Here is a 20,653-nt window from a genome sequence, read left to right as displayed (position 1 = left end):
AGCAGGACCGCTCCGGAGACGGCCGGGCTCCCCGTCCCGGCCGTCGTCGCCGGTGCGGCTGTCGCGACCGGTGCGCCCGGCGCCCCCGGCGGCTGGTTCGGCCGTGCCGGGAACGCGGCGCCGGACGCGCCGTTGCCTACTGGTGTTGCCACCCGCCTCATCCTCCCCTGGGGCCGGGCCCGTCCCCGGGGCCCGACCGATGGCAGCAGTATGGCCGTGACTCCCCCCGGCCACACCCGACTTGCGCCGATCTTGAGCATGTCGTGCACGCTCCCCGGGGCGGCTCGTGCCGCTGGTGCTGCTGGTGCTGTCCGTGCCGTCGGTACGGCCCGTACCGCTCCTGCCGCTCGTGCAGCTCCTCCCGAGAGGTGGCGAACCGTCCGACGCGGGCCGCACCCTACGCGGTTCCCCCGACCGGGCGGAGCGCAGGGGTCCGTTTACAGGCGCGCAATCCCGGGTGCGGCGCCCCCTCGCTCCGTACGATGGAGGTATGCGCCTGCTTGGAACGATCTCGCCCGACCGCCCGCTGCTCGTCGTCGCCGTGCGCGAGGAGGCCGCCCACCTGGACGACCGCCTGCCCGTGCTGCTCACCGGGATCGGGAAGGTCAACGCCGCCGTCGCGCTGGCCACCATCCTCGCGCAGGGCGAGAAGCCCTCCGAGGTGATCAACCTGGGTACGGCCGGCGCGCTGCGCCCGGGCTGGGAGGGCACCCACCACGTGGTCCAGGTGATCCAGCACGACCTGGACACCGCCGCCCTGCACGCGCTCACCGGGCGGGAGTACGGCGCCCCGCTGGTGATCGGCAAGGGCGACGGCCCGGTGCTGGCCACCGGCGACCTCTTCGTCTCCGAGGAGGCCGCCCGCGACCGGCTCGCCGAGCACGCCGACCTGGTGGACATGGAGGGCTACGCCGTCGCCACCGTCGCGCACCGGGCCGGGGTGCCGGTGCGGCTGGTCAAGCACGTCAGCGACGAGGCCGGGGACGGCGCGGGGCACACCTGGAGGGAGTCGGTGGACGAGTGCGCCCGGCACCTCGCGGACTGGGTGGCCGCGCAGGGCTGGTGACGCCTTCTCAGGGTGCCGGAGCGCTGGCTAGGGTGACGCGGTGACCGAGAAGAACACCGAGCCGACCAAGGTCTCCGACGTCCGTCCGCCGAGCATGAACGCGGACGAGCCGTCCACCCTGCTCGCCTTCCTCGACTACCTGCGCGCGGCGGTGATCGCCAAGCTCGACGGGATCTCCGACGAGGACGCCCGGCGCCCCGGCGTCGCCTCCGGCACGAGCCTGCTGTGGCTGGTGCGGCACCTCGCCGTGGTCGAGGACAACTGGTTCACCTGGGCCTACCGGGGCGTGGGCGAGGAGCCGAGCGAGTCGGACGAGGTGCCGTTGGACGGCGCGACCGTGGCCGCGGAGGTCGCCGCCTACCGGGAGGCGATCGAGCGGTCCGACGCGGTGGCCGCAGGCGCCCCGGACCTCGACCGGCCGGGCGTGCGCTCGCTGCGGCCGGACGACGCCGAGGGGCCGTCGCTGCGGTGGGTGCTGGTCCACATGATCGAGGAGACCGGGCGGCACGCCGGGCACGCGGACATCATCCGCGAGCAGCTGGACGGCGCGATCGGGCGCTGACGGCGTCGAGTGCGCCGAGGGTGCCGCCGGGGGCACAGGGTGTGGAACGGGGCGGGGGAGCCGCGGCCCTCCCACCCCGTTCCGTCCCCGCTGCCGGGCGCCCTACGCGTCCCGGAAGTCCGCGAGGTCCAGTGCCGCCAGCCGCTCCGGGTCGGTGAGCACGTCGATCGCGACGATCGCGCCGTCCACCACGGTGAACGCCATGATCGACAGCGCCCGGCCGTTGTCGCCGATGACCACCGCCCCGGCGGTCCCGTTGACCAGCGCCGGGCGGGCGAACGGCGACAGCGTGCCCCACAGGACGGCCTGGCCGGCCACCGTGCCGGCGCCCGAGAGCACCACCGTGTGCCGGGCCAGCGCCGTGCCGCCGTCCGAGCGCAGCACCACGTCCGGGTCGAGCACGGCGACCAGCGCGTCCAGGTCGCCGTTGCGGGCGGCGGCGAAGAACGCGTCCACGGCCACCCGCTGCCGGCCGAGGTCGGGGTCGGGCGCGGGCGCCTGCCCCTGCACCTTGCGGCGGGCCCGGCTGGCCAGCTGGCGGGTGGCGGCGGCGGTCTTCTCGATCAGCGGGGCGATCTCCTCGAACGGCACCGCGAACAGGTCGTGCAGCACGAAGGCGACCCGCTCGGCCGGCGCCAGCGACTCCATCACCACCATCAGCGCCAGCCCGACCGAGTCCGCGAGCATCACCTCCTGCTCCGGGTCCACCACGCCCTCGCGCCGCAGCAGTGGGTCCGGGATGCGCGGCGGGCCCGGCTCGCCGCCGGGCCCGGCGGGCTCCAGGGGCTCCTCGCGGCGCTGGGCGCGGGTGCGCAGCAGGTTCAGGCAGACCCGCGAGACCACCGTGGTCAGCCAGCCGCCGAGGTTGGCCACCTCGGAGGTGTCGGTGCGGTCGTAGCGGAGCCAGGCCTCCTGGAGGGCGTCCTCGGCCTCGCTGACCGAGCCGAGCATCCGGTACGCGACCGCGCGCAGGTGCGGGCGGTGCTCCTCGAAGAACACGACTCGGGCGGATTTCCCGTCCACCGTCTCGTCCACGTGTCACATTCCTTCGTCACCGGGGGCAGGGCAGCAGGAGCCACCCAACAACGGCTGCGGTGGGGAGATCAACTCCCTTCCCGGGACGAATCGGAGACGATCACGACGAGGAACCCCCGTGCTGGTCACCGGCGGCACCGGCACCCTGGGCAGGGAGGCGTACCCGGCGCGGCGGCCGACGGCCTGAGGACTGTCCGCGGCGGTCCGTAAGGTGGCCGCCATGTCCCTCCTCGATGCGATCCGCGCCGACTCCACCGCCGCCGACTTCCTGGCCTGGCCGGGCGACTTCTCCCTCGACGTCTACGAGCACGGGGAGGAGGTGGTGCTCGCCTCGGGCGCGGCCCTGGAGCCGGTGGCCAAGGACGGCGCGGGCGGCACCTTCTTCCTCTGCGGGGAGGGCGGCGAGGAGCGGCCGGTGCTGTACGCCGACTCCGAGGGCGGCGCCGCCCTGCTGGCCGTCGGGGTACCGGAGCTGGTCCGGCTGCTGCTGGCGGTGCCGTGGTGGCGGGACTGCCCGCGGCTGACGGCGCAGGAGAGCGCGGAGGCGGCCGAGGAGTACCTGGAGGACGAGCCCGGGCTCTACGCCGAGCGGGACGCGGCGGCCGCCGCGCTCGGGCTCGACGTCCCCTCCGCCGCCGAGGCCCTGGCGCGGCTGCGGGAGCTCGCGCTGGGCCTCGGGGCCTCGTACGTGCTGCTCAACGCCGAGGAGGGAAACGCCTACGAGCCGCTGTTCAGGCCGTAGCGGCTGCGGTGACGTCCTTGGTCGTCACGACCTTGGCGAAGCGCATCGCGTGCAGGGTCGTCGCCGTGGCGCGGGCGAGTTCGGCGGCGGGGATGGTGGTGCCGTCGGGGCCGGTCATGTCGAAGGAGTGCATGGCGTCGGTGGGGAAGATCGCGTCGTAGCCGAGGTTGCCGGCCATCCGGGCGGTGGTCTCGTTGCACACGTTGGTGATGATCCCGGTGACCACCACCTGCCGGGCGCCGCGCTCCTGGAGCCAGGCGTGCAGGTCGGGGGTGCCGTAGAAGGCGCTGTTGACGGTCTTGGTGACGTGCAGCGCGGGGGTGAGCTCGGCGACGAAGTCCTTCAGCTCGTACCCCGGGGTGCCCTCGGCCAGCGGGCCGACCGGGGCGGAGTGCTGCACGGTGACGATCGGACGGCCGGTGGCCTGCCAGACGGCGATCAGCTCGGCCATCCGCTGCTCGGCCTGCGGGTTGTCGCGGGGGCCGAAGTCCGGGGCCTCGAAGCCCTTCTGGACGTCGATGAGCAGCAGGACGGCGTCGGGGTCGAGGGTGAGCGGGGCGTCGAAGGCATCGGTGTTCGTCATGCCGTCCATGGTGGTCGGCGTCACCGGGAAGTCGTGATGGGCGCACATGCCACCCCTCGATAGATTTCTGCCATGCGTACGGTGGGTTGCCTGATCTTCGACGGTGTCCGGGCCTTCGACTACGCCGTGATCGCCGAGGTGTGGACGGACCGGTCCGCCCGGTTCGGCCTGCCCGCCTTCGACCTGCGGGTCTGCGGGCCGGAGGGCGCCCGGGTGCGGCTGGGCGGCGGGCTGGAGCGGGTTCCCGACGACGGGCCGGCGGCGCTGGCCGCGTGCGATCTGGTGGTGGTGCCGGGCGTCGAGGACCCGGCCGCCCGGCGGAGCCCGGAGATCCTGGAGGCCCTGCGGGCCGTCGCCGTCGCCGGCGTCCCGATCGCCTCGCTCTGCGCGGGCGCCTTCGTCCTCGCCGAGGCCGGCCTGCTGGACGGCCGCGAGGCCACCACCCACTGGGCGCTCGTCCCCGAACTCGCCCGCCGATTCCCGGCGGTGACGGTCCGGCCCGAGGTGCTCTTCACCGGCGGCGAGGGCCTGTGGACCTCGGCCGGCGTCGCGGCGGGCATCGACCTCTGCCTCCACCTCGTCCGCACCGCCCACGGCCAGCAGGCCGCCGCCACCATCGCCCGGGCCATGGTCACCGCCCCCTTCCGGGCGGGCGGCCAGGCCCAGTTCATCCCCTCCCCGGTCCCGGACGCCGCCGCCGACGACGACCCGCTCGCCCGGCTCCGCGCGGAGGTCCTGGCCTCCCTCGACACCCCCTGGACGGTGCGCCGGATGGCCGCCGCCGCGCTGATGTCCGAACGGACCTTCGCCCGCCACTTCACCGCCACCACCGGCACCACCCCGATGCGCTGGCTCCTCGACCAGCGTATCCTCACCGCCCAGCGCCTCCTGGAGGAGACCGACCTGCCCGTCGACACCGTCGCCACCCACTGCGGCTTCGCCTCGGCGGTCTCGCTGCGGCCGGTCTTCGTGGACCGGGTCGGCGTCGCACCGAGGGAGTACCGCCGGGCGTTCCGGGGCCGGGAGGAGGGCTGAGCGTCGACCGCCGCTCCGACGGGAAGCGCCGCCACGATCCGACGCCGTGCACCGGGCCGACGCCGCCGGCGTCGGCGAACTGGCGCGTACGGGCCGGGAGGTGCCGGAGGCGGACGGGCGGGGCGGGGTGGCGGCCCTCAGCGCCGCCACCCCGTTGGCTTCTCGGCACGGGGGCCGTGGTTCGTTGAGCCAAACCCCACCTTGGGGTGAAGTCGGGAGGCAAGGCGCGGAACCCCGGCGCCGCCACCCCTGGTGTCCTCAGTCCGCGGCGACCTCGCGCAGGCGCTTCCTGTCCGGCTTGCCGACGGGCGTCAGCGGGATCTCGTCCACGAGGTGCAGAGCCTCGGGCGCGTAGATCCGCCCCTTGCGTTCGGTGACGAAGGCGCGGAGTTCGTCCAGCTCCGGCCGCTGTCCCGGGGTGGGGACGACGGCGACGTGGACGTGCTCCGCCTCCTGGTCGTCGCGGACCCCGAAGACGGCGCAGCGGGCGACCGTCGGGTGGGTGAGCAGGAGGTCCTCCACCTCGGAGGGGTAGACGTGCCCGCCGACCACGATGATCAGGTCCTTGACCCGGTCGGAGAGGTAGAGGTAGCCGTCCTTGTCGAAGTAGCCGACGTCGCCGGTGTCCAGCCAGCCGTCCCGCAGTACCGCGGAGGTGAGGTCGGGCCGCTTCCAGTACCCGGCCATGACGGTGTCGGAGCGCAGGTGGATCTCGCCCTGCTCGCCGGTCGGCAGGTCGGTGCCGTCGGGCGAGCGGATCGCCACCTCGACGCCCGGGGCGGGCCGGCCGACCGGGACCTGGGTGCTGCCCGGGCCGATCCGGTCGTGCTCCTGCGGGGTGAGCACGGAGATCATCTGCGCCTCCGACATCCCGTAGGCGCCCGTCAGGACGGGCCCGAACACCTTGAGCGCCTCGCGGATCCGGGTCGGCGAGGCGGCGCAGCCCCCGTACGCGATCTGCCGCAGGCTGGACAGGTCGGTGCGGCCGATCGCCGGGTGGTCGAGCAGCTGGTAGAGCAGCGGCGGCAGCAGCCAGAGGTCGGTGATGCGTTCGCGCTCGATGGCGGCGAGCACCGCGCCGGGCTCGAAGGAGCGCTGGAGGATCACCGCGCCGCCGTGGTAGAGCGTCAGGTCGCACATGATGCCCGCGAGGTGGGCGAGCGGGGTGGCGGCGAGGAGCCGGGGTGCGCCGTCGGCGGGGTCGCTGCCGATCGGGGCGTCGAAGACGCGGCGGTAGGGCCCGTGCAGGCTGAGGATGCCCTTCGGGATGCCGGTGGTGCCGCCGGTGTGGCGGATGCCGAGGTCGTCGTCGGGGCCGATCCGGACGGCCGGCGGTTCGGCGGGGCGGTGGGCGGAGGCGGCGATCACGTCCGCGCCGACGGCGGCGGGGGCGCCGCCGGGCCCGGGGCCGAGGGTGAGGACGGTCGGCACGTCGATCAGTGGGAGCAACTCGGCTGCGGCGGCGTAGCGTTCGGCGTCCACGAGCAGCACGGTGGTGTCGACGCTCGCCGTGATCTCGGCGAGGATCGGGGTGCTCATGCCGTCGTACAGGTTCACCACCCGGGCGCCCGCGAGGCCCGCGGCGTACCGGGCGCTCAGGGCCTCGGGGGTGTTGCCGGTCAGCAGGGTCACGGTGCTGCCGACGGTGACGCCCCGGGCGGTCAGCTCGTGGGCGAGGCGGTAGGTGGTGGCGGCGAAGTCGCCGGCGGTGAGCTCGACGCCGTCGGCGGAGGTGATGGCCGGCCGGGAGGGGTCGGAGGCGAGGGACCGGAGGATCAGGGCGGGACCGCTGACGAACTCCGCGTCGGACATGGCTACTTCTTCCTTGTAGTTTGCAACCATGGCCACAGGCTAACCCCGGCCTCGCCGCCGTGCCGGGGATTCCCTGTGCATGATTGGTGTGAACACTCCGCCATCGGCGCATTCGTGACGACGAATCAGATCGGGGCGCCCCCTGCGCCGCCCCGTTCGAGTGAATCGCGCGGGGGCGCTCAGAACGCCGCCGGGGGCCGGAGGGCGAGGTCGGTGGCGGAGGCCCAGTGTGCGGCGGTGGCGGTGACGATCACGTAGCCCTGCTGGGAGGGGAGCCGGGGGATCAGGGCGCTGCGGCAGCCGTGGCTGTGGTGGACCTCGACGGGGGTGGGGACGCCGTGGAGCAGCACCTCGCCCGGGGTGGGCGGGCCGTCGAGCGGGGCCAGGTGGGTTCTGGGGTCGAGGCGGTCCGAATTGGCCAGGAAGGTGGAGAGCTGGGACTGCGGGGTGGTGAGGGAGCCCACCCGGTGGCCGGCCGGAACGGGCCGCGAGGTCTGGACGACGGCGACGAGCTCGCCGTCCAGGTGGTAGTTGAGGTCCAGGTGGCAGAGGTAGCCGTCGGAGGACAGGCGCCCGAGCAGGAAGGACCACCCGGGCGGAGCGGCGCGGAGGACGGCGATCTGCTCGCCCCACTCCTCGGCGGTCTCGCGGTGGGTCGGTATGCGGATGCTGCGCGGGCGGGTGTCGTGGAACAAGGACTTCCCCCAACGGGCCGTTCACGGATGGTCATTGGGATGAGTATGCGGGTGCCGCCCGGAGGTTCGGGCGCGGACCGGTCGGTAGGCTCGGGCGCGGTGCGGGGAGTGACCGATTCCTGAGGGGGACTGATCATGGCGACGTACGTTCTGATCCATGCCGCGGCTGTCGATGCCTGGTACTGGGGGCCGCTGGCGGCCGAGTTGCGGGAGCGGGGCCATGAGGTGGTCGCGCCGGACCTGCCGTGCGAGGACGAGGCGGCCGGCCTCGCCGAGTACGCGGACGCGGTGGTGGCGGCGATCGGCGAGCGGACGGGCCAACTCGTGCTGGTCGCCCACTCGTTCGGCGGCTTCACGGGTCCGCTGGTGTGCGAGCGACTGCCGGTGGACCTGCTGGTCATGCTCCAGGCCCAGGTGCCGGCCCCCGGTGCGTCGCCGGGCGCGTGGTGGGAGAACACCGGCTACTGGGCGGACCGGAGGGAATCCGACGCCGCCCGGGGCGTGGCGGAGGGCGCGGAGGAGGACGTGCGCTCCCTGGTCGTGCACGACACTTCGGCCGCACTGGCGGAGGAGTTCATCGCGGAGCACCAGCGGCAGCAGTCGCCGGCTCCGTTCGGGACGCCGTGGCCGGTGGACGCCTGGCCGCAGGTGCCGACCAGGTTCCTGATGTCCTCCGACGACCGGTTCTTCCCGGCCGCGTTCCTGCGGCGGCACGTCGAGGAGCGGCTCGGCTTCCGGCCGGACGAGATGCCGGGCGACCACTGCCCCATGCTCGGTCACCCGAAGGAGCTGGCCGAGCGGCTGGAGGCGTACCGGGCGGCGCTGTAGGCGGCGCTTCAGCAGGGCGTCGCGCAGGAAGTCGGCGGGGCCGACTTCCTGCGCGGTGGCCTCGGGCCTGCTCACCACCGCCTTGGCCGGCCCGGCGGCGGGCCGGCGACGAAGATCCCTCGTGCCGCCGTGTTCCTCCGGTCGGCGAGGTGGCCGGACAGCACGTGCCCCGGCCGGGCCGGGCGGTCAGTCGCGCCCGGCGGCCTGTTCGTAGAGTGCCACCAGCACGCCGTGCACCGGCTCACCTTCCGGGGCCTCGGCGGCCTCGTTCACCAGGGCCTGGAGGGCGGCGCCGAGGCGTGCGGCCTGGTCGGCGGTCAGCCGGAGGTGCCGCAGTACCAGCAGTGGCTCCTGTGGGGCCTTGACGCACTCCTCCGCCACCGCCCCGAGCAGGGCGGTGGTCGGCCCGGCGTCCTGCCCGGCCACCGTGATCCGCCGGGCGGTGCGCTGGTAGAGGTGCTCGCTGCCGCCGCGCACCTTCCGGGTCTCCACGATGCGGACGACGCCGGCGTCCTGCAGCACCTTGAGATGGTGCGCCACCGTGCCCTTGCTGCTGTCCAGCGCCGCCGCCAGCCGGCCGACCGTGGCGGGCTGTCCGCCGAGTGCCAGCAGCAGCCGTTGGCGCAGTGGGTGGGAGAGCGCCTTGTACTGCTGAGGGCTCTCGATGGTGAGTTCCTGCTCCTGGGTCTGGTCCTCCATGCGTAAAGCGTCCAACTTTCTTGACGCTTTTGCAAGCCGCGTGCTCTACTCGTCCCCCACCTGATCGACAGTCACCAGCGGGGGACAGCACATGACGCAGCTCCAGTCGGTCGAGATCGCCGAGATCGTCACCGAGTTGAGCCGGCTCACGACCGGGCTCTACGTCTTCCCCGAGATCGGCGAGCGGATCGCCGGGGTCCTCGGCGACGCGCTGTCCCGGGGCCGCTACCACCGGGCCGAAGACCCGGAGACGCTCGGCCGGCTGGTCACCGAGGACCTCCAGTCGGTCAACGGTGACGGCCATCTGCGGCTGAAGTTCCACCCGCACGCGATCCCGGCGGAGAAGGAGGACGGCGCCGTCCTCGCCGAGCTGGCGCGGGCCGCCGATCTCTCGCTCGGCGGCATACCCCGGATCGAGCGCCTGGAGGGTGGCGTCGCCCTGCTGAAGCTCGCACCGATCATCTTCCCGCTCGACATGACCGGCGAGTCGCTGAACGCCGCGTTCACCCTGGTCGCGCGGGCCGAGGCACTGATCCTGGACCTGCGCGAGTGCGTCGGCGGCCACCCGTCCACGACCGCCCACGTCTGCGGCCACCTCTTCGACGACCCGACGCACCTCAACACCCTCTACGACCGCGAGGAGGACGCCGAGCGGCAGTTCTGGAGCCCCGCGCTGGTGCCCGGCCCGCGCTTCGGCGGCAGCAAGCCGCTCTACGTGCTGATCAGCAAGGCCACCTTCTCGGGCGGTGAGGAGCTCGCGTACGACCTCCAGCAGCGCGGCCGTGCCGTGGTGATCGGCGAGGTGTCCGGCGGTGGCGCCAACCCCCGCCGGGGCTTCACGCTCCACCCCCACCTGGAGGCCACCATCCCGACCGCCCGCTCGATCAACCCGGTGTCGGGCGGCAACTGGGAGGGCACCGGCGTGATCCCGGACACCGAGACGGACCCGGCCCGGGCCCACGAGGTGGCCCATCGCGCGGCGCTGGCCGAGGTGGCCCGGCTCGGCGGCGACACCCCGTCGGCCGAGGAGGCCCGGCGGGCGCTGCGCGGCCGGAGGGAGGACCGTCCCGCGTCGTCGGACGACCGGCTCTGACAGCCGGTCCTGCGTCAGACCCGGACGGCTCGACCGGCTCCGCCCGTGATCGCCGGGAGCGGGCGCGGACCCGTCGGCTGTGCGAGCGCAGGGCCGAAGAGAAGGGCTGCGGCCGGGTGCACGGGCGGGCGTGGGGCGGCTACCTCTCGACGGCGATGTCGGCGAAGCTGACGGCGAAGGCGTCGGGGTCGTCGTCCTCGTCCAGGTGGTAGGTGGCGCTGGTCCAGGCGGCGACGAGTCGGACGCGGGGGGACGCGGGGTCGGCGGGGTCGCCGGCGACGAGGATGGCGTCCTGGCGGGTGCTGGTGTTCCCGACGTCCTCGACCCACTCGGTGGTGGCCTCGTCGCGGAGGGCGCCGCGTGTGAGGACCACACTGCCCCACAGCGGCACGGGGGCCTGGTAGTTGCCGGCGAGGCAGGCGTCGATGTCGAGTTCGATGTCGACGAGGGTGAGCTTGGTGACGGACGCGAGCGCTTCCGTCCGGTTGTCGCCGAGGTCGAGGTGGTACGTGGTCATGTCCGGGTCTCCTGGTGGCGGCGCGGGCGCGGGTCAGTGCGGCTCGGGGGAGGTGCGGACGGGAATCCTGACCTTGAAGACCTTGCCGTCGCCGAGGAAGAAGACGATCCGGGCGTTGTCGCCGGGGGTGATCAGGCGGGTCGGCTTCTCCAGCGCGAGGTGGTAGCCGCCCGGCGCGAAGGCGAACCCGCCCTTGGCGGAGAGGGTGACCCGGTCGTGCTTGACCGTCTTCGAGGCCCCGGCGGCGGTGACGGTCTGGCAGATCTCGATGCTCCGGTAGTCGGGGCTGGCGATCCTGGTGATGTCGAGGCGTTCGTCCGAGGAGTTCTTCAGGCCGATGTAGCCCGCGGCGGGCAGGGCGTTCGGCAGCCAGCGGATCCAGGCGGACTTCTCCCGGACCGTGATGTCGGTGTTGACCGGTGTCTTCATGGAAGTGACTCCTCGCCGGGGATCGGCCATCGGCCTCGCGCGGCCAGCACACCGGGTTGGCCGTTGATCACGCAAGGTGATCCGTTGGAAGGTCACTCGATCCGGTCATAGCACGGCCCGACTCCATGACGTCGGGCGACGGGGCTGGTAACCGCGCTTGCTCGGGTGGAGGCGGCCTTGCCGTGTCCGCCCGGGCGTGCGGAAGCGGCCGCTCAGTGGCGTGCGCCGGCCGCAAGTGAGGTGACTGACCCGTGAGGCCGCGCGCAGGGCGCGATGACCTGTCATATCCGGTCTGTGAACGGCCGGACAGGTCCCGGGCCGATTCCTTCGGAACACCAGAAGTCGGCGGGGCCGACTTCCTGTGCGGGGCCATGGGCCGGGGTGGCCGTACCCAGTCCGGTTCAGGCCAGGGTGCGGCTACCTCGGCGCGGGAGTCGTGACGGTCCGGTCAGGCTTCGGTGGGCAGGAGTGCGGCGAGTTCGCCCAGGACCCGGGCGGCCGGTGCCGGGTCGACCAGCCACTTCAGGTGGCTGCCGGGGAGCGTGCGGACGTCGTAGGGGTTCTCCGGCGTCAGCGCGTCGCCCTCGCGGATCATCCGGTCCTGCATGGCGAGCGGGATGCCGGCGTCCTCGGTCAGCCGGACGTACGTCTTGGGGATGCGCCCCCAGGTGTCGGCCTGTGCCCGGTCGTCGGGGGTGCCGACGTCGAGGTTCTCGTCGGGCTGGAAGGTGTTGAGGAACGCCAGGAACTCCTCGTCCGTCCCGTCGGCGAGGAAAGCCGCCTTGAAGGTCGCGAGGACACCGGGGTCGGCGGTGCGGAAGTTGACGCGCAGCAGCCCGAGTTCGGCGGGGTTCCCGACCATCCCCGAGGCCAGCCCAGCGGCGTCGGCCGTGGCCATCTCGGGCTCGGCGTAGTAGGCGCCGACATCGAGGTTGACGGGGCACCACGCGGAGACGTAGACGATGCGGTCGATCAGGTCGGGCCGCTGGTTGGCCGCGACGGTGGCCGTCAGGCCGCCGCGGCTGTGGGAGACGAGGACGACGGGCCCGTTCCGCTTGGCCCGCTCCAGTATCCCGATGAGGTGCGCGACGTTGTCGGCGAGCGTGACGCCCTTGATGGCCCCGGGCGCGGTGGCGAGCCCTTCGAGGTCCTGCGGCGCCTGGTAGGCCCGCAGGTAGGTCGCGGCGAAGCCGTGCCCCGGAAGGTCGACGGCGACGGATCGGTGTCCGAGGAGGCCGAGTTCGGCTTGGAGCGGCGCGAAGGAGAAGGAGTTCGCGAAAGCTCCGTGAACCAGGACGAACGTCGGTTGCATCTGTCTGCTCACTTTCTGACCTCCGTGGCGTCGGCGGCACGTGCGTCGCCCGCTCCGATGCCGCGAACCACCTCGCGGTCGAGCGCGGAGTCACGAGGGCAGCCGACAGCTGCCCAACTGTTCGACGGCTCACAGTACTCAGTGAGTGATCACCGCACTACCCGGAAAGGCACTTCGCCGCTTGGGCGCGGCAGTGGGTGAGGGCGAGTTTGATGCGGGTGTCGGGGCCGGGGGTGGTGGTGAGGAGTTCGCCTGCGGTGATGAGGGCGGTCCAGTAGCGGGCGGGGTCGCCGGTGCGGGGCAGGGGGCGGGCGGCGGCGAGGGAGAGGTAGGCGGCCGTGAGGTTGCCGGTGGTGAACCAGCGGCTCAGGCCGTGCTGGTGGCCGGCGCGGATGCCGCCCATGGCGTCGATGGCGGTGAGGATGAGCTCGACGACGGCGAGGCCGGTGGCGTCGAGGGAGACGGGGACGTCGAAGACGCCGAGGGCTTCGAGGAGTTCGCCGGTGTCGGTCTCGGAGCCCGGGCGGGGGTTGGCGAGCAGGGCGTCGTAGCAGTCGTCGAGGCGGCGGGTGGTCTCTGCGAGGGGGATGGAGAGGGCCAGGCACACCGCCCGTGCGGAGGGCAGGGGTTTGCGGGTGCGGCGGGCGAGGAGGGCGTAGGCCTCGGCGGGGGTGCGGCCGCGGGAGAGGGCGTGGCGGGCGAGGGTGGCGAGATGCATGGGGGTCGGGCTCTCAGGCGGTGACGAGGGTGGGAGTGAGGGTGGGGGCGACGAGGGCCCAGACGAACTTGCCGATGCCGCCGGGTCGGGAGGCGCAGCCCCAGCGTTCGGCGAGTTTGTCGACGAGGAACAGGCCGCGGCCGTGCTCGTCGTCGGGGGCCGGGGTGTGGAGGGAGGGGTGGCCGGTGCCGGCGTCGTGGACTTCGAGGCGCAGGCGGTCGCCGGCGAGGGCGAAGCGGACCTCGATGTGGCGGTCGGCGGGGGCGTCGGAGTGCTGGACGGCGTTGGCGAACAGCTCACCGAGGAGCAACTCGGCGGTGTCGGAGTAGTGCTCCCCGGCGGACAGGCCGGAGAGGTAGGCGCGGAGCAAGTACCGGGCCAGGGGCGTGGATTCGGTCCGGGAGTCGAGGCGCGCGACGAACGTGCGGGGGCGACGGGACGTGAGCATGGGGGAGTACCTCAGGGGGCGGGAGGGGGCGTGCGAAGGGAGCGCGCATTCACGCTGTGCATGCAGGTGATCGCGTTCCGGTATCAATGATCGGTCCGCGGAGGTACGGTGACGCCCAGATCCACGTGTTGGGCACGTGACGCACAGGTGGGAGCAGCGATGGCACACCGGAAGATCAAGCGCGGACCGACGGCAAGCTCCGCGATCATGTTCGGCGAAGAGGTTCGCTACGCGCGCGAGTTGGCGGGCTACACCCAGGAGGATCTGGGCAAGCTGCTCCACCTCGACCGGACGGTGATCTCGCGGACCGAGAGCGGGCGACGGCGGCCGTCGGTCGAGGAGGTCGAGGAGCTCGGGCAGCTGCTGAACACCGGTGACCTGCTGATGCGGCTGTACAACCGGGTGGACTGGAACGCCTCGATCGAGCACCCGGACTGGTTCCAGGAATACGCGGACCAGGAGGCCATCGCGGTCGGGCTGCGCGCCTACCAGGACAGCATGATGTACGGCCTGTTGCAGTGCCGGCAGTACGCACAGTCCCTGTTTGCGAGTGGTGTTGGAGCCGGCAAGCCGGAGGAGATCGAGGAGCTGACCAGGGCCCGACTCAGTCGGCAGAGCCGGTTCCTCGAATCTGATGGGCCGCTGCTACTCGTCATTCTCGACGAGAGCGCGATCCGAACGGTCGTGGGTGGGCCGGATGTGATGAGAAGTCAGATGGAGCATTTGCTGCGAGTGGCTCAGCTCCCGAACATCGTCGTTCAGGTGGCTCCGTTCTCGTGCCGTCGGATCGTCTTCAACGCGGCTATGGTGTTGCTGGAGCTGCCGGATGGGCAGCGTTCGGTGTACTCGGAGAGCCTCGATCGCGGGCATCTGAGCGATGCTTCTGACGTCGTGGCCAGGCATCAGCGTCGCTATGATCAGCTCCGCGCCGAATGTTTGTCAGAGTTCGACTCGCTTCGGCTGATCACCGATGCGCTGGAGGGTTTCAAAGATGATGAGCAACGAGCTCGCCGCGGCCGCCTGGCGGAAGAGCAGCTACAGCGGCGACAACGGCGGCAACTGCATCGAGGTGGCCCCCGGGTTCCCCGGCCTCGTTCCGGTGCGTGACTCCAAGGACCCGCAGGGCCCGGCGCTCGTTTTCGCCGACTCCGCGTGGGGCGCCTTCGTCGCCGCCGTCCGCGCCGGGGACTTCCCGATCGAGGGCTGACCCACTCCTCACCTCAACGCCCTCGGGGCGGGGCGCCACTTGGCGCCCCGCCCCGAGGCGTGTTCCGCCCGGCCGATCTACTCGCCGTCGGCAGGCGCCTGGGCCCTCGCCCGGTAGGCCCGTTTCTTGACGAGGGCGCCACACGTCTTCATCGAGCACCAGCGGCGGGCGCCCGCGCGGGAGGTGTCGACGAACGGGGTGCCGCACGCCGGGTTCCCGCAGATGCGGACGCGCGTGCGGTGTTCGGACCGGCAGAGTTCGATCAGGTCCCGCGCGACCATCGACAGCACCGCCGCGACCCCGTCCCCGTGCCAGCGCACGGACGTCGCGTCGGCCGAGAGCACGGGCACCGACGTGGGCTCGGCTGCGGCGCCGTTGACGAGCGCGACGTCCTCGGGCGCGGGCGGGACTCCGTCCGCCAGAGCGAGGCCGGTCCGCTGGATCGCCTCGCGGAGCCGCCTGGCGCCGTCCAGGTCGGCCTCGGTGCAGGCCGGCGCCACTGCTGTGCAGCCGCTCTCCGCGCACCAGCGGCTCAGGTCCTCCGGCCGGGCCAGCCGCTCGACGTGCACGTCCTTGCCTCGATCGGCCAGTGTTCCGGCGAAGGCGAAGCACAGTCGCGCGTCGTCGAAGCGGAAGTCCGTCTTGGCGCGCTGGCGCCCCTCACGTCGACCGTCCCCATTGCTCATGTCCACCACTTTATGTGGTTGACGTTGCGGCGGGCGAGCGCATAGCTTCCAAGTCCACCACTTGAACCGGTGGACTTTTCCCGAGGAGGTCGCGTCCATGCGCGCCGCAGTCATCGAAGAACTCCACAAGCCGCTCGTCATCCGCGAGGTGCCCGACCCCGCATGCCCGCCGGACGGCGCGATCGTGCGCGTCGGCGCCAACGGGATCTGCCGCACCGACTGGGCCCTGTGGGCCGGGGACTTCTGGACGGGAGGGCCGCGCGTCGAGGCCCCGTTCGTCCTCGGCCACGAGTTCGCCGGCACCGTCGTCGAGGTCGGCCGGGAGGTGCGGGACTGGAAGGAGGGCGACCGCGTCATCTTCCCGATGAACCCCGGCGAGGGTTCGTGCGAGATGTGCCGCAGCGGCAACCAGCACGTGTGCGAGCACGTCGACTCGCTCGTACCCGGGGTGTCCTACTGGGGCGCCTTCGCGGAGTACGTCATGGTCCGCTTCGCCGACGTCAACCTGGTCGAAGTGCCGGAGTCCGTCGGCTTCGTCGACGTCGCCGCCCTCGCCTGCCGCTACATGACCGCCTTCCACGGCGTCGTCGACCAGGCCCGGGTCCGCGGCGGGGAATGGGTCGCGGTGTACGGGGCCGGCGGCGGCATGGGCCTGTCCACGGTGGAGATCGCCGCCGCCACCGGCGCCAACGTCATCGCGATCGACATCACGGACGAGAAGCTCTCGGCCGCGCGCGCCCTGGGGGCCGTCCACACCGTCAACGCGGCCAGGGACGAGCCGACGGAGGCGGTGAAGGACCTCACCCGGGGCGGCGCCCACGTGTCCGTCGACGCCGTCGGGATCGCCGAGGCCTGCCGGAACTCCGTGCTGTCCCTGCGGACGCGCGGCCGACACCTCCAGCTCGGGCACACCACCGGCGCGGAGAAGGGCGGCGTCGCGCTGCCGATCGACGTGATGATGGTCAAGGAACTGGAGATCCTCGGGGCCTTCGGCATGCAGGGCCAGCGGTTCGGCACGATGCTCAACATGATCGGGGCCGGCCGCCTCAACCCCGGCCGGATCGTGACCCGCATCGTCGGCCTCCACGAAGCGGGCGGCGTGCTGGAGTCCCTGGAGACGTACGGGCCGACCGGCGTGGTCGTCATCGACGAGTTCCGGGCCTGACCTCGCGAGCCGGGCGGACGGCCCGGACGTGCCGCTCCGCCTGCTGCGGCCCACCACCGCGGGCCCGCCCGTTCGCCCGGGGGTGGTCGGAAGCACCCCTCCGGATGGTCTATAGTTTTCCTCATCACCCAGATGCGCGGGTGGCGGAATAGGCAGACGCGCTGGATTCAGGTTCCAGTGCCCGAAAGGGCGTGGGGGTTCAACTCCCCCCTCGCGCACAAAGGTCAACCGACCCGATGTGGCCGGTCGATCCGACGGAATGTCGGGTCGACCGGCCACATTGCTTTCCGGAAACGTGATGGGGCCCTCCGCGGTTGCGGAGGGCCCCATCACGTTCCGGTTGGTCAGGTGGGGTGGCCCGGGGGAGGTGGCCCTTGGGGGTGGCTGGTCGACTCGCCGACCGCAACCGCACCACGGGCGTCGGCAGTTGGAGGGCGCCTGAGAAGCCCCGGACGTCGGCCGGTCGATCGCCTGTGCCGACATGACCGGCGCCGGCCAGCCCTCAGGCGAAGGCGAAGTCCCCCGCTCTTCAGGCGGGGAGCAGTCACATGAGCTTCCGGCGGCCGGTCTCCTTTTTGAGACCGTTCACGTTGATCGGCTGGAGGATGACGGTGATCGCGCCGACCGAGAAGTGCTGCACCGGACCGCCGGTGTTTCGCCCGTGGAAGCTGTGCGGCAGCGCCTGCCCGTTGGTCGGGTCCGTGCCCGCCGTATACATGTCGACGATGCCCTCGTGTCCTTGGCGGGCCCGTGCGTCGTTGCCGTCCGCGGCCTGCTCCACGGTGATGCGGTCATCGCCGTCCTCGGCGACCACGGCCGCCACGTGGTAGGGCCACCCGCTGGTGTTGTCGGGCCGCTCGTAATCCCCGTGCCAGGCGGTCTCCACGATGGCGAACGCCTGGCCGGGGCTCGGCCGCTCCTCACCGTTCGCGTCCGGGCCGCCGGGCCTGGTATTCGCGTAGGCCATGGCGCCCTGCGCGTTCTCCTTGTCGCCCAAGCCGAACTGGTGGCCGCCCAAGGCGAATTCGCTGGCGTCCTGCCCCAGGGCCAGCCGCTGCTGGTGCATGATCTCCTCGGCGGTGTGGGCACAGTCCGCGAGGAAGGCCGTCGACGGCTCGTACTCCGCGTACGTGCGCCCCGCGATCTGCCCGCTCTGCCCGGTCGGCGTGCAGTACCGGGGCGCTGGGGCGCCCTGCGCGACCCAGATGACGGTGGTGTCCGCCCCGGGATCGACGGTCATGAGATAGAGGCCGTTCTGCGAGACCCGTGCGGGCCCCAACTCCGCGGTGGTGACCTGGGAAAAACGCTGGAGGGCCGTCGCGTCGGTGCCGCGCGCCGTGCCCCGGGCCATGGCGTCGGCTACCCGCTGTACGGGGGCAGCCCGGAGGCCGTGGTCGCCTTGGGCGCTCTGCTCGGGCGTCCGACTCATCACCCGGATCGCGTTGGCCTCGGCCTCGCGCTCGAAGCGGTCACCGGGGTCGGAGACGCTCAGGCCCGACCCGTTGTCCGTGCCGGCCACCGGACCCTGGCGCTGCTGGATGACGTGGGTCAGCTCATGGGCGAGGGTGTGCTTGTCGGTGCCGCCGTCGCCGATGACGACATGGCTGCCGGAGGTGTAGGCGTGGGCACCCACCTCGGCGGCGGAGTCGCGGGCCACGGAGTCGGTGTGCAGGCGGACGTCGGAGAAGTCGGCGCCGAGGCGGGATTCCATTTCCCGGCGCAGCGCTTCGTCCAGCGGCTTGCCCGGCGAGCGCAGCACGTCGTGTACGGCGGACCGTTGCATCGGTTCCGCCGCGGTCTGGTGGTGGTTCCAGCCCGCGCCGTACTGGTGCCGGTTCCGCTGGAGCATACGGACGACGGCCGCGTTGCCAGCGGTGTGCTGCAGTTCGAGAAGCGCATCGGGCACCCGCCTGCTCGGAGCCTGCCCCGGCCGCGCGGCCGAGGTCCTGGCGGTGCGCTGCGGCTGCTTCTCCTTCTTCGTCGGCTCTTGCGCGTGCATGGAACTCCGCTCGTAGGGCCGGCAGTTTCGCTGTGCTCTCCCTGGATACCCGGTGCAGCGGTTGTGGGTAAGGGGTGTACGGGCACGATGCGGTGCCCCTATGGGCAGCGCGTCCGTGGCTCACCGTGCACCGGCAAGCCGTCGGCACTGCGAGCTGACGCTCTTGGCCGCAGGCCGACGGATTGTGTCGGTCGGCCAGAGCGAACGGCCGGTCGATCTTCGGATCGACCGGCCGTTTTGTTGTTCCGAGAGCCGGATCTCAGCGCCCCGCCCCGTCCTTGCGTCGGCGGGGGCCTCACACCTCCGGCGGCGCGGGGTTCGTCAGCCCTGCTGCCAGGTGGCGCCCGAGCCGCTGAAGGCGCCGGAGACGCCGCTGTCGTCGGCCCAGATCCAGAAGTCGGTGTGCTGGACTCCGTCGGGGCTGACGACGGAGTTCACGTCCGCGACGCCGGCGCCGTTCTGGTTGGCGACGAACTGGCCCTTGCCGAAGTTCGCGTCCAGGCCCTCCTGGGCCGAGGCCAGGCCGGCGCAGCCGATCACGAGCGGGGCGGTGAGGGCGCCGACGGCCAGGACACGCTTGACAGCACGCATGATGTCTCCTCCGTGGAGTTCGAGGTCACAAGTGGCGGCGCCGGTCGGCCCCGCCGGAACCAGCCAGACATGCGCCGCCACCCCTCGCAATCGATGCCGCAATCCGAACAGACCTCACGGATCGTCAGACATTCCGCTGCGACCTGCGGAAATGGCCGATCGGGTGATCATCTTGCGAGGTCGTTCGGGCGGAGCAGGCACCGGCCCGGCGACGGCGACGGCCGGTCGGTCCGAGAACCGACCGGCCACCGGGCTCACCGGGCCGCGAGGGTCACTGGCTGGCCGCGCGGAGGTGCCAGTGGAGCCTGGGGATGCCGGAGTCGGGGCCGCTGGGCACCGCCACGTCCGATATCGGGCTCTTGGTGAGGTCCAGGTGCGCCGAGGTGTCCGTGTGGTTGGTCAGCAGGGTCCCCGAACCGTCCGAGGTCGTGCACCACAGGTAGCCGTCGTCGTTCGGGCGGAAGCCGCCCAGGGTGACGGAGCTGCCGTTCTGCGGATCCCGCGGGTGGGCCGACGTCGAGTTGACGTACTGCCCGTTCTGGACCAGGTGGAAGCAGCTGTCGGTGCCACTGCGCCCCGCGGAGATCGTGCCGAACTGCTGGGTGCTGCTCCCCTGGACGTACGGGGCCAGGAACACCGGGTGGGGCGCCGGCACCGTGTCGTCGACCGCGAGCGCCGACGAGGAGCCGGCGTCCGTCGAGACGATGGCGGCGGTCCCGGCGCGTGCTGCCGGCCGGGGGTGTGCCGAGGCGGCGGGGGCGTGCTGCTCCCCGGCCCCCTCGGCGCGCCGGCTTTGCTACCGGGCGGCCGCGCCGCCGCCGGGACCTCGGGCGTGCACGGTGAAGGAAGCCAGGCCGGCGGGCAGTGCCCAGGCCCCGGTGGTCCGGGTGGAAACCTTGTAGCGGTGCGGGCCGTCGTCCCGCTGGACGGGTGCGGCCTGGGAGGCCGTCGCGGCCAGTGTCGAGACGGTGGAGGCGGTTGCCAACAGGCCTTGTCGGAAGAGCTTTTGATTGATCGTCATTAATGCGATGGTCTGGAACTCCGGCGACCCGGCGGCGGCTTCGACTCGTATTCACGCGAACGGGTGGTCGTGATCCGGCCGAGTTCGCGGCGGCCCTCGACGTGCCCCCCGACGTGCCCCCGACGGGTCGCCGGGGGGTGCCGGAGATCCTCCCTCGATCGGGGGAGGACCGGGCCCGGGACGCCCGGCGATACTGGCAAACATGATCAAGGGAATGCGGTTGCTGCTGCGCAGGTCGACGTATACGGGCGTGCTGTTCGCCGTGCTCGGCGCCCTGGCGGGGCTGCCGGTGGCGATGGTGGCGCTCGGGATGACACTGGGGGTGTCGGGGCGGCCGGACGCGGTCTGGGTGGCGCTGCCGCTGTGGGCGGTGCTGCTCGGGGTGGCCGGGCTGCCCCGGGTGGTGCGCC

24 protein-coding genes, 1 tRNA gene and 1 pseudogene are annotated in these 20,653 nt (G+C 72.5%); 11 read left to right on the top strand and 15 right to left on the bottom strand.

Annotated elements, in window-relative coordinates:
- Window positions 1-490 precede the first annotated feature (490 nt).
- On the top strand, window positions 491-1,066 hold the full coding sequence (locus KS423_RS14795) for a nucleosidase (RefSeq protein ID WP_224279285.1): 576 nt from the start codon (window positions 491-493) through the stop codon (window positions 1,064-1,066).
- Window positions 1,067-1,106: 40 nt separating this feature from the next.
- Window positions 1,107-1,628, top strand: coding sequence for a DinB family protein (locus KS423_RS14790; RefSeq protein ID WP_224279283.1), 522 nt, complete (start codon window positions 1,107-1,109; stop codon window positions 1,626-1,628).
- A gap of 102 nt (window positions 1,629-1,730) precedes the next feature.
- Here KS423_RS14790 and KS423_RS14785 read toward each other — a convergent pair whose 3' ends face one another.
- Window positions 1,731-2,663 carry a sigma-70 family RNA polymerase sigma factor gene (locus tag KS423_RS14785; RefSeq protein WP_224279281.1) on the bottom strand — a complete coding sequence of 311 codons (933 nt, stop codon included), beginning with the start codon at window positions 2,661-2,663 and terminating at the stop codon, window positions 1,731-1,733.
- Window positions 2,664-2,883: 220 nt separating this feature from the next.
- On the opposite strand from KS423_RS14785, the gene KS423_RS14780 reads away from it, so the two are divergent.
- Window positions 2,884-3,405 (top strand): hypothetical protein, encoded by a 522-nt coding sequence (locus KS423_RS14780; RefSeq protein WP_224279279.1) that lies wholly within the window; start codon window positions 2,884-2,886, stop codon window positions 3,403-3,405.
- Here KS423_RS14780 and KS423_RS14775 read toward each other — a convergent pair.
- Complete coding sequence (locus KS423_RS14775) at window positions 3,395-3,988, bottom strand: cysteine hydrolase family protein (protein ID WP_224279277.1); 594 nt, start codon at window positions 3,986-3,988, stop codon at window positions 3,395-3,397. The genes KS423_RS14780 and KS423_RS14775 overlap by 11 nt on opposite strands.
- 72 nt (window positions 3,989-4,060) lie before the next feature.
- On the opposite strand from KS423_RS14775, the gene KS423_RS14770 reads away from it, so the two are divergent.
- Complete coding sequence (locus KS423_RS14770) at window positions 4,061-5,023, top strand: GlxA family transcriptional regulator (RefSeq protein WP_224279276.1); 963 nt, start codon at window positions 4,061-4,063, stop codon at window positions 5,021-5,023.
- 258 nt (window positions 5,024-5,281) lie between these two features.
- Here KS423_RS14770 and KS423_RS14765 read toward each other — a convergent pair whose 3' ends face one another.
- Both KS423_RS14765 and KS423_RS14760 read right to left on the bottom strand, forming a co-directional pair.
- Entirely contained in the window at window positions 5,282-6,865 is a 1,584-nt protein-coding gene (locus tag KS423_RS14765) for an AMP-binding protein (RefSeq protein ID WP_308020191.1), read from the bottom strand.
- A gap of 149 nt (window positions 6,866-7,014) precedes the next feature.
- The gene (locus tag KS423_RS14760) at window positions 7,015-7,530 is read right to left on the bottom strand and encodes a hypothetical protein (protein WP_224279274.1); all 516 of its coding nucleotides are present in this window, start codon (window positions 7,528-7,530) and stop codon (window positions 7,015-7,017) included.
- Between the two features lie 135 nt (window positions 7,531-7,665).
- Between KS423_RS14760 and KS423_RS14755 the strand changes: the two genes are divergently transcribed.
- Window positions 7,666-8,358, top strand: coding sequence for an alpha/beta fold hydrolase (locus tag KS423_RS14755; protein WP_224279273.1), 693 nt, complete (start codon window positions 7,666-7,668; stop codon window positions 8,356-8,358).
- A 186-nt stretch (window positions 8,359-8,544) separates the two neighbouring features.
- Here KS423_RS14755 and KS423_RS14750 read toward each other — a convergent pair whose 3' ends face one another.
- Window positions 8,545-9,057 (bottom strand): transcriptional regulator, encoded by a 513-nt coding sequence (locus KS423_RS14750; protein ID WP_224279271.1) that lies wholly within the window; start codon window positions 9,055-9,057, stop codon window positions 8,545-8,547.
- A 91-nt stretch (window positions 9,058-9,148) separates the two neighbouring features.
- Here KS423_RS14750 and KS423_RS14745 point away from each other — a divergent pair, with 91 nt between their 5' ends.
- A complete protein-coding gene (locus tag KS423_RS14745) occupies window positions 9,149-10,150 on the top strand; it encodes a S41 family peptidase (RefSeq protein ID WP_224279269.1) in 1,002 nt (333 codons plus the stop codon).
- 139 nt (window positions 10,151-10,289) lie between these two features.
- Here the strand turns inward: KS423_RS14745 and KS423_RS14740 are convergent, their stop codons facing one another.
- The 5 genes from KS423_RS14740 to KS423_RS14720 form a co-directional block, all read right to left on the bottom strand.
- Window positions 10,290-10,667, bottom strand: coding sequence for a hypothetical protein (locus tag KS423_RS14740; protein ID WP_224279267.1), 378 nt, complete (start codon window positions 10,665-10,667; stop codon window positions 10,290-10,292).
- A gap of 33 nt (window positions 10,668-10,700) precedes the next feature.
- Entirely contained in the window at window positions 10,701-11,096 is a 396-nt protein-coding gene (locus tag KS423_RS14735) for a copper chaperone PCu(A)C (protein ID WP_224279265.1), read from the bottom strand.
- A gap of 448 nt (window positions 11,097-11,544) precedes the next feature.
- Complete coding sequence (locus KS423_RS14730; protein ID WP_224279263.1) at window positions 11,545-12,408, bottom strand: alpha/beta hydrolase; 864 nt, start codon at window positions 12,406-12,408, stop codon at window positions 11,545-11,547.
- Between the two features lie 157 nt (window positions 12,409-12,565).
- Entirely contained in the window at window positions 12,566-13,126 is a 561-nt protein-coding gene (locus KS423_RS14725) for a hypothetical protein (RefSeq protein WP_224279261.1), read from the bottom strand.
- Window positions 13,127-13,139: 13 nt separating this feature from the next.
- Window positions 13,140-13,574 (bottom strand): ATP-binding protein, encoded by a 435-nt coding sequence (locus tag KS423_RS14720; protein ID WP_224279259.1) that lies wholly within the window; start codon window positions 13,572-13,574, stop codon window positions 13,140-13,142.
- Between the two features lie 159 nt (window positions 13,575-13,733).
- Here KS423_RS14720 and KS423_RS14715 point away from each other — a divergent pair, with 159 nt between their 5' ends.
- Window positions 13,734-14,681 (top strand): helix-turn-helix transcriptional regulator, encoded by a 948-nt coding sequence (locus tag KS423_RS14715; protein WP_224279257.1) that lies wholly within the window; start codon window positions 13,734-13,736, stop codon window positions 14,679-14,681.
- Entirely contained in the window at window positions 14,644-14,781 is a 138-nt protein-coding gene (locus KS423_RS14710) for a DUF397 domain-containing protein (RefSeq protein ID WP_308020190.1), read from the top strand. Before KS423_RS14715 ends, KS423_RS14710 begins: the two co-directional genes overlap by 38 nt.
- Window positions 14,782-14,858: 77 nt before the next feature.
- On the opposite strand, the gene KS423_RS14705 is transcribed toward KS423_RS14710, so the two are convergent.
- Entirely contained in the window at window positions 14,859-15,467 is a 609-nt protein-coding gene (locus tag KS423_RS14705) for an ABATE domain-containing protein (RefSeq protein WP_224279255.1), read from the bottom strand.
- Between the two features lie 97 nt (window positions 15,468-15,564).
- Between KS423_RS14705 and KS423_RS14700 the strand changes: the two genes are divergently transcribed.
- Together KS423_RS14700 and KS423_RS14695 are read left to right on the top strand one after the other, a co-directional pair.
- On the top strand, window positions 15,565-16,632 hold the full coding sequence (locus KS423_RS14700; protein WP_224279248.1) for an alcohol dehydrogenase catalytic domain-containing protein: 1,068 nt from the start codon (window positions 15,565-15,567) through the stop codon (window positions 16,630-16,632).
- A 134-nt stretch (window positions 16,633-16,766) separates the two neighbouring features.
- A tRNA-Leu gene (locus tag KS423_RS14695) sits at window positions 16,767-16,850 on the top strand.
- Between the two features lie 326 nt (window positions 16,851-17,176).
- Here the strand turns inward: KS423_RS14695 and KS423_RS14690 are convergent.
- The 4 genes from KS423_RS14690 to KS423_RS14675 all read right to left on the bottom strand — a co-directional run bounded on the left by KS423_RS14690 (window position 17,177) and on the right by KS423_RS14675 (window position 20,243).
- The gene (locus KS423_RS14690; RefSeq protein WP_224279246.1) at window positions 17,177-18,631 is read right to left on the bottom strand and encodes a DUF4157 domain-containing protein; all 1,455 of its coding nucleotides are present in this window, start codon (window positions 18,629-18,631) and stop codon (window positions 17,177-17,179) included.
- Between the two features lie 321 nt (window positions 18,632-18,952).
- Window positions 18,953-19,222 (bottom strand): hypothetical protein, encoded by a 270-nt coding sequence (locus KS423_RS14685; RefSeq protein WP_224279244.1) that lies wholly within the window; start codon window positions 19,220-19,222, stop codon window positions 18,953-18,955.
- A 271-nt stretch (window positions 19,223-19,493) separates the two neighbouring features.
- Window positions 19,494-19,877 (bottom strand): hypothetical protein, encoded by a 384-nt coding sequence (locus KS423_RS14680; RefSeq protein ID WP_224279242.1) that lies wholly within the window; start codon window positions 19,875-19,877, stop codon window positions 19,494-19,496.
- 141 nt (window positions 19,878-20,018) lie between these two features.
- Window positions 20,019-20,243 carry a hypothetical protein gene (locus KS423_RS14675; protein WP_224279240.1) on the bottom strand — a complete coding sequence of 75 codons (225 nt, stop codon included), beginning with the start codon at window positions 20,241-20,243 and terminating at the stop codon, window positions 20,019-20,021.
- 202 nt (window positions 20,244-20,445) lie between these two features.
- Here KS423_RS14675 and KS423_RS14670 point away from each other — a divergent pair.
- Window positions 20,446-20,653: pseudogene (locus tag KS423_RS14670) on the top strand (two-component sensor histidine kinase); the annotation flags it as partial.

It is taken from the genome of Streptomyces sp. LS1784 (assembly GCF_020103755.1).
Lineage (GTDB): Bacteria > Actinomycetota > Actinomycetes > Streptomycetales > Streptomycetaceae > Kitasatospora.
Note: the sequence above shows the minus strand (reverse complement) of the source record. Positions and strands in the feature narration are given on the sequence as shown.

Coding starts and splice junctions, on each gene's coding strand:
- KS423_RS14770 (WP_224279276.1), top strand. CDS start 4,061: ATGCGTACGGTGGGTTGCCTGATCTTCGACGGTGTCCGGGCCTTCGAC.
- KS423_RS14750 (WP_224279271.1), bottom strand. CDS start 9,057: ATGGAGGACCAGACCCAGGAGCAGGAACTCACCATCGAGAGCCCTCAG.
- KS423_RS14795 (WP_224279285.1), top strand. CDS start 491: ATGCGCCTGCTTGGAACGATCTCGCCCGACCGCCCGCTGCTCGTCGTC.
- KS423_RS14730 (WP_224279263.1), bottom strand. CDS start 12,408: ATGCAACCGACGTTCGTCCTGGTTCACGGAGCTTTCGCGAACTCCTTC.
- KS423_RS14725 (WP_224279261.1), bottom strand. CDS start 13,126: ATGCATCTCGCCACCCTCGCCCGCCACGCCCTCTCCCGCGGCCGCACC.
- KS423_RS14745 (WP_224279269.1), top strand. CDS start 9,149: ATGACGCAGCTCCAGTCGGTCGAGATCGCCGAGATCGTCACCGAGTTG.
- KS423_RS14690 (WP_224279246.1), bottom strand. CDS start 18,631: ATGCACGCGCAAGAGCCGACGAAGAAGGAGAAGCAGCCGCAGCGCACC.
- KS423_RS14700 (WP_224279248.1), top strand. CDS start 15,565: ATGCGCGCCGCAGTCATCGAAGAACTCCACAAGCCGCTCGTCATCCGC.
- KS423_RS14715 (WP_224279257.1), top strand. CDS start 13,734: ATGGCACACCGGAAGATCAAGCGCGGACCGACGGCAAGCTCCGCGATC.
- KS423_RS14705 (WP_224279255.1), bottom strand. CDS start 15,467: ATGAGCAATGGGGACGGTCGACGTGAGGGGCGCCAGCGCGCCAAGACG.
- KS423_RS14685 (WP_224279244.1), bottom strand. CDS start 19,222: ATGCGTGCTGTCAAGCGTGTCCTGGCCGTCGGCGCCCTCACCGCCCCG.
- KS423_RS14735 (WP_224279265.1), bottom strand. CDS start 11,096: ATGAAGACACCGGTCAACACCGACATCACGGTCCGGGAGAAGTCCGCC.
- KS423_RS14780 (WP_224279279.1), top strand. CDS start 2,884: ATGTCCCTCCTCGATGCGATCCGCGCCGACTCCACCGCCGCCGACTTC.
- KS423_RS14765 (WP_308020191.1), bottom strand. CDS start 6,865: ATGGTTGCAAACTACAAGGAAGAAGTAGCCATGTCCGACGCGGAGTTC.
- KS423_RS14775 (WP_224279277.1), bottom strand. CDS start 3,988: ATGACGAACACCGATGCCTTCGACGCCCCGCTCACCCTCGACCCCGAC.
- KS423_RS14755 (WP_224279273.1), top strand. CDS start 7,666: ATGGCGACGTACGTTCTGATCCATGCCGCGGCTGTCGATGCCTGGTAC.
- KS423_RS14675 (WP_224279240.1), bottom strand. CDS start 20,243: ATGACGATCAATCAAAAGCTCTTCCGACAAGGCCTGTTGGCAACCGCC.
- KS423_RS14740 (WP_224279267.1), bottom strand. CDS start 10,667: ATGACCACGTACCACCTCGACCTCGGCGACAACCGGACGGAAGCGCTC.
- KS423_RS14720 (WP_224279259.1), bottom strand. CDS start 13,574: ATGCTCACGTCCCGTCGCCCCCGCACGTTCGTCGCGCGCCTCGACTCC.